The sequence below is a fragment of the Erythrobacter donghaensis genome (assembly GCF_001557325.1).
Classification (GTDB): Bacteria; Pseudomonadota; Alphaproteobacteria; order Sphingomonadales; family Sphingomonadaceae; genus Erythrobacter; species Erythrobacter donghaensis_B.
In genome coordinates this window covers 1-11190 of sequence record NZ_LSJS01000030.1, presented here as the reverse complement: position 1 = coordinate 11190, position 11190 = coordinate 1, and the positions used below count along the sequence as shown (strand labels likewise).

Genomic DNA, 11190 nt, shown 5'->3' with positions numbered 1-11190 from the left:
AACTGCGCCCGCAAGGGAATCCCCGCCGAGTCAAAACGTGGGGAAAACGCTCTAAGATCGACCAACTCTATCGTGGCTCTGATGCGCCCGGGAACTGGCCGATACGATGGTCAGGAGAGGGCAAACAGATTTCCCAAAACCGGCTATATCGAGGTGCGCAAGCCGGCGAGCGGGCTGAGCGCCAAAAGGAGTTCGACCCTGTAGATGAAGCGCTGCTCGAAAGCTTTCCTGCCTCCGACCCGCCAGCATTTACGGGCGCAACAATTGGCTAGGCCGAAAGATCGATGCAGTCGAAAATAAGCGAATATCAGGTGTCAAATCTAATCGACGAATTCGAATTGCGAACTCTCTCCGTTCCCTCATCCGTGCTTGAAGACGCAGTGCGGATCGTGTTGGTGGTGTTTCTCGCTTCGTTGGCGGCAGCTCTGCTTTCGCGCCTGATGCGGCGCATAGGACAGAAGATGACAAGCAAACGGAGTGATCCAGATTCTGTTAGGAGGGTTGCAACTGCATACAGGACTGGTCTGATGTTCGGGCGCATCGTGATATGGTCAGTTGGCGGGGTGACCTTACTCTCGATCATGGGCGTATCCATAGCGCCTTTGCTGACTGCTGCGGGAGTGGCCGGAATTGCAGCAGGTTTTGCCGCGCAGAGCCTGGTGAAAGATTATTTTTCCGGATTTATCATTCTGCTTGAAGGGCAGCTGCGCGTCGATGACATAGTCGAGATCGGTGGCCATATCGGCGTGGTAGAAGAAATCACGCTGCGAAGCGTTCGCCTGCGCGATTACGATGGCAACGTGATATTCGTGCAATGTGGGAACATTACCAATGTCGTGAACATGACCATGGAATATTCCAGGTCGGTGATCGATGTCGGTATCGCCTATCGCGAAAAGACAGACGAGGCGTTGGGCATTATGCACGGCGTTGCCTCGCAGATGGCTCAGGATCGCGCCTTTGCAGACCGCATAATTGATGAGCCCGAGATTGTCGGTGTGGAAGCGCTCGGTGACAGTGCCGTCATATTGCCACTGCGCCTGAAGGTGACGCCAGGATCACAATGGGAAGTGCGCAGGGAGTTCTTCCGCAGGATCAAGCAGGCATTCGACGAGACTGGCATCGACATACCATTCCCACACTTTACCCTGTATCCGGGGCTCCCGAAAGATGGCCCTGCCCCGCCGCTCAACATCATGCTTGGACAAACCGAGGCTGTGGTGAAGAATGCTTGAAAGACGGCCGCAAGGATAAACCAATGCTCGCGAATTTTCTGAGATTGCGCAAAATGACACGTGCCGAATGGTCTGCGATGTCTTTGTACGAGAAATTCGAGGACGCGGTCGTTATCGTTCTCAGCGGAATAATCGCAATCGTCGTTATTGCAGCGGTTTGGTCATTGATGCGCGAAGTTTTAACAAGCCTTGTCTTGGGCGCTCTCGATCCGCTCGATTTTGCCACTTTCCAGACTGTCTTCGGAATGATTTTTACCGTCGTGATTGCGCTTGAGTTCAAGCGCTCATTGCTCGTAGCTGCCGACAGGGGTTTCGGTATCCTGCAGGTGCGCACGATAATCCTGATTGCGCTGCTGGCAATTGTGCGCAAGTTCATCATCCTCGATTTGGCAGACACGAGCGCCGCGAAAGTCGCCGCGCTTTCAGGAGCTGTGCTGGCACTTGGTGCGGTATTCTGGCTCGTTCGCGATCAGGATCGGCAGGAGCGGCTTGAGCAGATACAGGAATAGGGCTGGTCTGAAGCTGTAACCAGCGCGGTTACAGACAGAAAAGGACAGGCGCGCCCTTGCGAGCGCGCCTGTCCGGCTTCCAAGAGAAATGGCAGCCTTAGAAGTCCATCGCCGGCATCGGCGCTGGCGTGTCTTCCTTCGGCAGTTCGGCCACCAGTGCTTCGGTGGTGATGAGCAGCGAGGCGACCGAAGCCGCATCCTGCAGCGCCGTGCGCACCACCTTCGCCGGATCGATGACACCAGACTTCACCAGGTCTTCATATTCGCCGGTCGCGGCGTTGAAGCCATGGTTGTAGTCGTCGCCTTCGAGCAGCTTGCCGACGATATAGGCACCGTCCTCGCCCGCGTTCTCGGCAATCTGGCGAGCCGGGGCGCGCAGGGCGCGACGCACGATGTTGATACCGGACTGCTGGTCGTCATTGGCGGCCTTGAGGCCCTCGAGCGACTTGAGCGCCCGGAGCAGTGCGATACCGCCGCCCGGCAGAATGCCTTCCTCGACCGCCGCACGGCGGCCCCGAATGCGGCAGCAATGCCGCCGCCGGTCGCCAAACCGTTCCACCATGTGCCGAAGCTGCGCATCACTCGTGCTTTCGCATACCTCGATTCGCGCACCTATCTTCAGTCTGTAGCAACTACAGACTCAAGGGGTTGGACTTGAAAATTGGCGAGGTGGCGAAACTGACCGGATGCAACATCGAGACCATCCGGTACTACGAACGCATTGGCGTTATCAGCTCGCCGCCACGCAAGGGTGCCTACCGCGACTACGGGTCGGAGGACGTCGAGCGCCCCCGATTCGTGAGGCGCGCACGCGAGTTGGGCTTTTCGCTCGAATAGGTTCAGGCCCTGCTCGATCTCGCGCCGCGACCTGACGAGAATTGCGACCGGATCCAAGCCATCGCTGCGCAGCACCTTTCGAATGTCCGCGCCAGGCTCGATGACCTTAGAGCCTGACTCGAAAGTTCATGTGATCTGGCAATGGCTTGCGATGAGGCGGGTGAGGCGGCGGATATGGGCGATGGTTGTCCACGCGGTGGAACTCTCGATAGTTCTTTCCCAGTCCTTTGCGAGCCGTCGGCATCTGCCGAGCCAGGCGAAGGTGCGCTCGACCACCCAGCGGCGCGGGAGCAGAACGAAGCCCCTGGCGGCGTCGCAACGGCGCACGATTTCGAGTGTCCATTGCCCGTGCCCCTGGAGCGCGCCGATGAGCTTGTCGCCCGCGTAGCCCCCGTCGGCGAACAGGTGGCGCAGCCATGGGAAGCGGTAGCGGATCGCCTTGATGAGATCGACCGCCCCGTCACGGTCCTGAATGCTGGCAACATGGATGGTGACGAACAGCATCAGGCCGAGCGTATCGGTGATGATGCGGCGTTTGCGGCCCATGATCTTCTTGCCCGCATCGTAGCCCCGTGGGCCGCCGCTCTCGGTGGTCTTGACGCTCTGGCTATCGATCACTCCGGCGCTGGGGCTGCCCTCGCGCCCTTCGATCTGGCGCGCAGCCATCACCAGCAGGTGATTGATCGTCTGCCACAGGCCGCTGTCGCGCCAGACATAGAAATAGCGCTGAACCGTCGAGAGCGGAGGGAAATCCTTGGGCAGCATCCGCCATTGGCAACCACTGGTCGCAAGATAGAGGATCGCGTTCATCACCTCGCGCAGGTCGGTGCAGCGCGGCCTGCCGCCGGGCTTCGCAGGCGGCAAAAGAGGCTCGATCAAGGCCCACTCGCCATCGCGCAAATCGCTTGGATAACGCAGGCCCGAACGGCTATGCTACCGCCGGGAGGTGTCGGTCCACATCGCTCATTCCTCGGTCGTTTCTGGCGAAACTCCGGGAAGCGAAGCTGTGCAAAGCACAATCAGCGATGCACCAGCGCGTCAAGCGCAACCAGCTGTCGATGCCGGATGTATTCTCCCCAAAAGTGCCGAACGGAAATTCCCCAGTTTGAGGTGAGCGTCAATTCGCTCCGGGGCTAGCCCCGGAGCGAATTGGCAACGACCCACACGGGTCACCCTTATGCTTCCCGGATCGACGGGAGGCGTGGCTGGTGATCAGACTTGAGGAAATTGTCATGATCCATGACTTGAAGCGGCAGGGACTGTCGGTGTCCGCGATTGCGCGGCAGACGGGCCTTGACCGCAAGACGGTACGCAAACACCTGGCCGGCGGCGTGAAGGCGCCGGTCTACAAGCCTCGACCACCGCGTCCGCGTGAGCTGGAACCCTATGAGCCGTACCTTCGCGATCGCGTCGCGCTGTATCCCGAGTTGTCTGGCAAGCGCTTGTTCCGCGAAATCGCTGCGATGGGGTTCAAGGGCGGCTACACGACTGTCACGGACTTCCTGCGCCAGTGCCGCCCGCCGCGAGTGGTCCAGTTCGAGCGGCGCTTCGAGACACCGGCGGGACGGCAGGCCCAGGTCGACTTCGCCCAGTTCAAGGTGGCGTTCAGCGATAAGCCGGGTGTGACCCGGATCTTCTGGCTGTTCTCGATGGTGCGGGGCCATAGCCGCTGGCTGTGGGGCCGGTTCTGTCCGACCCAGGATCTGCAGACGGTGATGCGCTGCCACATCGACGCCTTCGATGCGATGGGCGGTGCCCCGTCGGAGGTGCTTTACGACCGCATGAAAACCGCGGTGATCGATGAGGATGCCGAAGGTATCGTGATCTACAATCGCTCGCTGGTCGCCTTGCTGGACCATTACGGCGCTTTGCCGCGTGCATGCAGGCCCTATCGGACGAAAACCAAGGGGAAGATCGAACGGCCTTACCGCTATATCCGTCAGGACTTCTTCCTTGGCCGCACGTTCCGCAACGCTGATGACCTGAATCGGCAGTTCCGCGAATGGCTGGACACGGTTGCCAATGTTCGGCTGCATGCCACGACCCAGCGGATCGTGAGCGAGCACTTTGCCGAGGAGCAACCCGCACTGACGGCCTTGCCTGCCGCTCCCTACAATGCCGTGCTCACGATCGAGCGGCGGGTGAGCCATGAAGGCATGGTCTCGGTTGGCGGCAATCTGTACTCGGTGCCCGACGCCACGCGCAAACGGGTCGTGGAAGTGCAGAACCATCCTCGTGAGATCAGGATCTTCGAGGATCGCAAGCTGATCGCGGTGCATCCGGTTCTGGATGGTCGCAATCAGCGCCGGGTTAATCCTTCCCATCGGCGGCTCGCTCAGCCCCGTGCGGCAACAGTGGCGCCGCCTGCAGGGCTTGAGATTACCAGGCGCTCGCTGGGCTTCTACGAGGCGGTAGGGCGGCGACTGGCCGGCAGCGAGGTGCGGCCATGACGGAGATCATCGACCGTATCCGCACCAGCTTGGTTGGCCTGAGAATGCCCCGCGCGCTTGAGGTGCTTGACCATACCATGCGTTGTCTGGAGCGCGGTGAAATGACCGCGCTTGAAGCCATCGATATCCTGCTCTCGCATGAGTATGGCAATCGGGAAAGCAGGCGCTTCACTGTCGGGCTCAAGACTTCCCGGCTCATGCCCATGAAAACCCTGGAAGGCTTCGACTTCTCGTTCCAGCCTTCGCTGGATCGCGGCCGCATCCTCGCACTGGCGCAGCTCGACTTCATCGAGCGCGGCGAGGTGGTCCATCTGCTGGGACCGCCGGGCACGGGCAAGAGCCATCTGGCGACAGCCTTGGGCGCGGAGGCTGTTCGGGCGGGCAAGAGGGTCTACCGCGCCAGTCTGGCCGAGGTCATCGACATGCTGGTGCGCGCCGAGCGCGATGGGCGGCTTCCTGAACGGCTCCGGTTCTTCAACCGGAACACCCTCCTGATCGTAGACGAGATCGGCTACCTTCCGGTGACGCCCGGCGGTGCCAACCTCTTCTTCCAGCTGGTCAACTCCCGTTACGAGAAGGGGGCGATGATCCTCACATCCAACCGCGGCTTTGCGGAATGGGGCGAGGTGTTCGGGGATCCGGTGGTGGCAACGGCCCTGCTCGATCGCCTGCTGCACTATGCCATCGACATCCAGATCGAGGGCGCAAGTTACCGCTTGCGCGCTCACTCCGACCTCGTGCCCGAGCACACCAGAGCGATCTCCGCCATCACCCCGCCGCCGCCGCCAAAAAGACGCGGGCGGCCACCAAAGGAGCGCACCCACGATCACTGGAACGGCTGATCACCGAAAACCCAAACTGGGGAATTTTAACCCGGCACTTCTGGGGAAATTTTAGTCAGCGTTGACACCAGCTGATATCTCACAACTACTTTTGAGGACAGGCTCTAAGGGTCCAAACTCAATCAGCCTCTTGAAAATCTGTTCGCACATAGATTCAGGGGTTCTCCGCTGAAGCAGGAGGCCATTGGAGATCTCGCGTTCGTTGTTCTGGCTGTCGGATGAAGCATGGGGCGCAATCGAGCCCCACCTGCCGCAGAACCAGCCCGGAGCGCGGCGGGTCGATGATCGCAGGGTTATCTCCGGGATCATTCACATGCTCAAATGCGGCGGCCACTGGGCTGATTGCCCCACCGAATACGGCCCGGCCGACAACGTACTACAACCGCTGGAACAGGTGGAGCCGCCGGGGCATCTGGACCCGCATCCTGGCGGCGCTGACCGAGGAAGGCTGGATCGCGGAGACTGGACAGATCGACAGCAGCTACATCAAGGCTCACCGCAGTGCTGGTGGGGCAAAAGGGGGGCGCGAGCCAATGCCATTGGCATCTCGCGTGGCGGCAGGACGACCAAGATCCACGCGCTTGTCGATGTTCTCGGACGCCCGCTTCGCCTCGTCCTGACACCGGGCAACACGTCGGACGTGAAAGGCGCGGACCTGCTGATTGGCGAGACCATCGGAATGAAGCGGGTGATCGCCGACCGTGGCTACGACGCCAATCGCATCAGGGCTGCCTTGCGCGAACAGGGTACCATCCCTGTCATCCCCGGTCGACGCAACCGCAAGCGCCCTATCCAGTATGACGAACGCCGCTACAAAGATCGCTGGCGAGTCGAGGCCATGTTCTGCCGCCTCAAGGACTTCCGCCGCATCGCTACCCGCTACGACAAGCTCGCCAGAAACTTCCTTTCAGCCGTAAGCCCCGCTGCCGCCGTCGCATTCTGGCTTTGAACGAGTCATCGTGTAATTTGTGGCTGCTTCCTCGGGCCGGCTGAGCGGCGCACCTTCTGGTTGTCAGACCTGAAGGAAGGAAGCAGCCATGAAACACTATGCCGGAATCGACCTGTCGATGGAAACGTCGCACGTCTGCGTCATCGACGCTGAGGGGCGGAAGATCGGGACACACTGTGTGGACAGTACTCCGGAGGCAATCGCCGCGGTGCTGGAACGCCATGGTCCCATCGAACGCGCGGTCATCGAGACGGGCCGGATGAGCCCGTGGATCGCGCTGGGCTTGCGCGAGTTGGGCGTTGCCATCGTCTGCATCGACGCGCGTCAGGCGCATCAGAGCTTGAAGGCGATGAAGGCCAACAAGACCGATCTGCACGATGCGGCCGGGCTTGCCCAGCTGGCGCGTACCGGCTTCTACAAGGACGTGCATGTCAAGTCGCCGGCCGCGCACGGAGTGCGTTCGGTGATCACCGCCCGCGGCCATCTGGTCGAAGCACGCGTCCGGCTCGACAACACGATCCGCGGCCTCTGCGCCACCTTCGGGATCAGGCTCGGCGCGGGCCAGGGCGAGCGGTTCCTCGCGCGAATGCGAGTGGCTGCTTCTGTCCCCGGCCTCTGCCAAGCGGTGGCGTCGCTCCTTCGGGCCCGCGAGCGCCTCGTGGAGGAGATCGGGCAGATGGATCGCCAGCTCAAAGCGATCAGCCTGGCTTCTCCGGCCAGCCAGGCCCTGATGAGCATCCCTGGCGTGGGTGTGCAGACCTCCGCTGCGTTCGCCGCCGCTGTTGATGATGCCAGCCGGTTCAAGTGATCGCGAACGGCTGGCGCGTACTTTGGCCTGGTTCCACGCCGACACCAATCGGGAGAGCTCGGCTGGACAGGACGCATTACCAAACAAGGCGACGGGACGGTCCGCAAGCTCCTCTACGAAGCGGCCAACTCGATCTTGACGCGCACACGCCAGAACTTTGCGCTGAAAAGCTGGGCGCTCAAGATCGCAAAGCGGCGTGGGCTGCGAAAGGCCCGAGTTGCGCTAGCCCGCCGCCTCGCTGTCATCATGCACGCCATGCTGCGTGACGGGACCTTGTTCGAGGCCTGAGTTGAGGTAGTATCCCGATGCCAGTGGTGATGCTCTCGAGCTGACCCGATGGCGGTGTCCCGCGAGGGAACGCAGGGACGGACGATCTGCGAAGGTCGACAGAGGGGCCACCAAGCCCGCTTCGAGTCAATGCAACGTCCGGCCTTTTGAGACCCGATAAAGCACCACCGATCCTCGCATCGGCGAGTGCGGATAGATCCTTGAAACTCTCAAGGGACAACCGCCAAGCGACCGCAAATTACAGATCTGGATCCTTACGTCCAGATATGCTTACCACCCGAAACACCGCCCCTGTACCAGCCTCTCGAACCAGATCGACACCCATTCCGTCCCAGTGGTAGTCGAGGTGACGTCCCTGAGTGGGGTCGGATGCACAATCCGGGTAGAACAAGCCGACACATTCACCACCCGGATGCCGGATGCTCGGATAGACAAGACCTTCGGCCCCGCCCCCTTTGAGTTCAACAGCCCGTGCATGCGATGCAGCATGGTTGTCGGGATTAAGCGCGGGATTGCCTGCGGCAAGGCTCCTGAGATCGTGAAGATCGGCGCTTACCGAAAGGATGATCTCACGGAACTGTGATGTCCAGCCTGGCGCTTCTACAGTGCGAGCCATGAAGCGGGCATGGTGATGGATTGTCTCGAACAGCGCAGTTTCGAATACATCCCCCGCGTATAGCACGCCGTAGGTCCCATCGGTGAAGCGACTTGGTCGGTCGGTGCTGACATGCGTGAACGGGGCCATCAGATAGGATGCGCCGTTGCCCCCTACCCGACGGTCTGCAGGTACCAGATCGAGATTGCCGATCGTCGCCATGATGCGAGGATTGGTTTTTTGCTCGGCGGAGATCAGCAGCGGCCAATCTGCAGGGTCTGCGATGTCTTCGAACAGGTCAATCGGTGGAAAGGCACTGCGGATAATCCGTACAGCACCTTTCCACTCGACCTGGGCAACCGGAATCGCCTTGGGATCAATCACCAGGCACCACGTTCGGCATCAAGATAGCGACGCACCCGCATGATATCGGTCAGCTCGCCGCCAAGCATGACGTCGAGCGCACTCGCTCCGGCAAAGGCGGCGTTACCTGCCTTGATCCAGGCGTAGCCACGTTGGGCTTCGGAAAAGATGATCCTCAGCGCCTTGTGGATACCCATCAGGTTGGAGAGCCGCGCCGCACCATCGCGCGAGACACGGCCCGGCCCCTCAGCTTTCCACCGTCGATAGGAGCGAACCGGCATGTCGAGCAAAGTCGCTGCCTGCTCGTCGGTGAGTTCCCATTTCCCAAACAGGTTCAGCACGGCGCGGAACATCGCCGCTGCTTCCTCCTGAGTTATAGGATCGGGCCGGAAGGCATGGGGGACGGTTTCAACGGGTTGCAGTGCCAACATGAGCATTCTCCATATGGCATCATATATCACTTTTGATGCCAATTGGCAATATAGGTGTGCCTCATCCGACAAGTCCCGCCAAGACCGCCACCGCGCTCGTCGTCGGGACGAAAAGTCGCGTCTGATAGCGTATGATCTCGGTGAAGCACCCATGTGCCTTGTACCAGTCGAGGCGCGACGCCGACCAACCAGCCAGTTCGAGCCGCTGCGCGCCATTGACGAGGCTGCGCTTGAGCGTAAGCGCTTCGCGGCTTTTGATTTGCATCGGTCGCCCCGTCCCGAGCACCGCATCGACGATTTGCTCTGCCGAAAAGGCATTTTCGTCTTCGAGCCCAAGCGCCTGGCACAGTTCGGGCACGCAATGGAGCGGAACCTCCCGGCCTAACAGCGAGCGTCCGTCTCGCGCCGAGATCCGGCTGACCCGAACATAGTCGGAAGGTAGTTTGTCCCACACCGGAAGCAGCAGGCCGGTTGCAAGATGCAGGCGCTCGCGCTTGTGATTTGAGGCGGCGTCATCGACCTCCACCTGCCATAGGCGGCGAAATTCGGTTGGATCCACCGTTTCCCAATTGCTCTCTTCGAGTTGATCGGCGGTGATGTGCCCATGCTTCAAGGGACGGACAAGCTCGAAGCGGGCCACACGCATACCTTCGTCGGTGAGCAGACTGCGCGCAGGGACAAGCAGCCCGATCCGGCCTGAGCGCGCATTACGCAGAAGTTGCTGACGCGCACCTGAAAAGCCGTAGAGTTCCTCGAGCCGTTCGATACGCAAAGGCTTGAGCGCGCGGGCGATCTCGAGTTCGAGGAGATGCGTAGTCGCACCCGACAGCGCATCTGTGCGCAGTAGCGTATCGGTCAGCACCTCGAAATGCTCGACCGCAATGGTCTCGACCCCAATGTCGAGCGTGCCGGCCTGGCGTGCTGCATCGATCCGCGCTTCGACGAGGCCGAGAAACTCATCAAATATGCCGTTTTGCAAAGCAATCGGCAACGCGAGGATGCGGTTGAGCCAGCGCTGGATGGTTGGCAGGTCATCGACCATCCCGCCGTCGGGCCCTTCGACGCTGAGCCCGCTCAATTCCTCAAACCGAGAGAGTGTAACGGCTTCCAGTTTGCCTGCGAACAACAGGCCAAACCAGCGATGAAGCGCCTCCTTGGCGTAGGCGCTCTCGAGATTGTCGGCAGGATCGAAGAGGTTCTGCCCACCCGTCTGGCGCTGCCCGCGGGTTAGCGCGCCGAGGCTGTCTAGCCGACGTGCAATGGTCGATATAAACCGACGTTCGCCACGCACATCGGTTGTCACCGGGCGGAACAGCGGGGCCGATGCCTGATTGGTGCGGTTGGTACGGCCAAGGCCCTGAATTGCGGCATCGGCCCGCCAGCCCGGCTCAAGCAGGAAGTGGACCCGGCGCATCTGGTTCTTTGCCGCAAGGTCGGCATGATAACTGCGGCCGGTGCCACCGGCATCGGAGAAAACCAGAATCCGCTTTGTCCCGTCCATAAAATCTCGCGTTTCGGCGACATTGGCGCGCGGAGAGCGCGACTGGAGTACCTGGCGTCCATCGCGCCCGACGATCAGGCGGCGGGTACGGCCGGTGACTTCGGCGACCTGATCGACACCGAACCGTTCGATGATCGCATCGAGCGCCGTCGCGATCGGCGGCAAGGCACAGAGCTGTTCGATCATGCGATCGCGCGCGGCAAGCGCCGAACGGCAGAGAACAGGAGCACCGTTCTCATCACTCATCGGTTCAGACCGTGCATTGCCGTTCTCGTCCGTAAACACGGACATCAACCGAACCGGAAAGCTTTTGGTGAGGTAATCGACCACGTATTCTTTGCAGTCGCAGTTTATGTCGAGCGTGGCGGCGAGAGACGCAGGT

Annotated in this window: 10 protein-coding genes and 3 pseudogenes; 8 read left to right on the top strand and 5 right to left on the bottom strand. The window is 60.9% G+C overall.

What is annotated here, in order from left to right; genetic code table 11:
- The 3 genes and pseudogenes from AX692_RS20410 to AX692_RS00615 all read left to right on the top strand — a co-directional run.
- Window positions 1–272, top strand: a pseudogene (locus AX692_RS20410) (hypothetical protein); the annotation flags it as partial.
- A gap of 12 nt (window positions 273–284) precedes the next feature.
- Window positions 285–1235, top strand: coding sequence for a mechanosensitive ion channel family protein (locus tag AX692_RS00620; RefSeq protein WP_073975319.1), 951 nt, complete (start codon window positions 285–287; stop codon window positions 1233–1235).
- Between the two features lie 23 nt (window positions 1236–1258).
- On the top strand, window positions 1259–1744 hold the full coding sequence (locus AX692_RS00615; protein WP_073975318.1) for a phosphate-starvation-inducible PsiE family protein: 486 nt from the start codon (window positions 1259–1261) through the stop codon (window positions 1742–1744).
- Between the two features lie 97 nt (window positions 1745–1841).
- On the opposite strand, the pseudogene AX692_RS00610 reads toward AX692_RS00615, so the two are convergent.
- A pseudogene (locus AX692_RS00610) lies at window positions 1842–2264 on the bottom strand (TCP-1/cpn60 chaperonin family protein); the annotation flags it as partial.
- Window positions 2265–2398: 134 nt separating this feature from the next.
- On the opposite strand from AX692_RS00610, the gene AX692_RS20405 reads away from it, so the two are divergent.
- Window positions 2399–2581, top strand: a complete 183-nt coding sequence (locus AX692_RS20405) for a MerR family transcriptional regulator (protein ID WP_230959857.1) — start codon at window positions 2399–2401, stop codon at window positions 2579–2581.
- Window positions 2582–2707: 126 nt separating this feature from the next.
- On the opposite strand, the gene AX692_RS00600 is transcribed toward AX692_RS20405, so the two are convergent.
- Window positions 2708–3499 carry an IS5 family transposase gene (locus AX692_RS00600; protein WP_230959860.1) on the bottom strand — a complete coding sequence of 264 codons (792 nt, stop codon included), beginning with the start codon at window positions 3497–3499 and terminating at the stop codon, window positions 2708–2710.
- A 290-nt stretch (window positions 3500–3789) separates the two neighbouring features.
- Here AX692_RS00600 and istA point away from each other — a divergent pair, with 290 nt between their 5' ends.
- The 4 genes and pseudogenes from istA (at window position 3790) to AX692_RS00580 (ending at window position 7918) form a co-directional block, all read left to right on the top strand.
- Window positions 3790–5031: an IS21 family transposase gene (gene istA, locus AX692_RS00595; protein WP_073977513.1), complete on the top strand. Its 1242-nt coding sequence runs from the start codon at window positions 3790–3792 to the stop codon at window positions 5029–5031.
- On the top strand, window positions 5028–5873 hold the full coding sequence (gene istB, locus AX692_RS00590; protein ID WP_073977512.1) for an IS21-like element helper ATPase IstB: 846 nt from the start codon (window positions 5028–5030) through the stop codon (window positions 5871–5873). The genes istA and istB overlap by 4 nt, the downstream gene beginning before the upstream one ends.
- Window positions 5874–6057: 184 nt before the next feature.
- The gene (locus AX692_RS18630) at window positions 6058–6822 is read left to right on the top strand and encodes an IS5 family transposase (protein WP_230960848.1); all 765 of its coding nucleotides are present in this window, start codon (window positions 6058–6060) and stop codon (window positions 6820–6822) included.
- An 88-nt stretch (window positions 6823–6910) separates the two neighbouring features.
- Window positions 6911–7918 (top strand): annotated as a pseudogene (locus AX692_RS00580) (IS110 family transposase).
- Window positions 7919–8156: 238 nt separating this feature from the next.
- Here the strand turns inward: AX692_RS00580 and AX692_RS18625 are convergent.
- The 3 genes from AX692_RS18625 to AX692_RS00565 form a co-directional block, all read right to left on the bottom strand.
- Window positions 8157–8897 (bottom strand): RES family NAD+ phosphorylase, encoded by a 741-nt coding sequence (locus AX692_RS18625; protein WP_081095041.1) that lies wholly within the window; start codon window positions 8895–8897, stop codon window positions 8157–8159.
- Window positions 8894–9307, bottom strand: a complete 414-nt coding sequence (locus AX692_RS00570) for an MbcA/ParS/Xre antitoxin family protein (protein ID WP_073974181.1) — start codon at window positions 9305–9307, stop codon at window positions 8894–8896. The genes AX692_RS18625 and AX692_RS00570 overlap by 4 nt, the downstream gene beginning before the upstream one ends.
- 61 nt (window positions 9308–9368) lie before the next feature.
- The coding region (locus AX692_RS00565; protein WP_230961022.1) for a strawberry notch C-terminal domain-containing protein at window positions 9369–11190 on the bottom strand (1822 nt) is incomplete at its 5' end.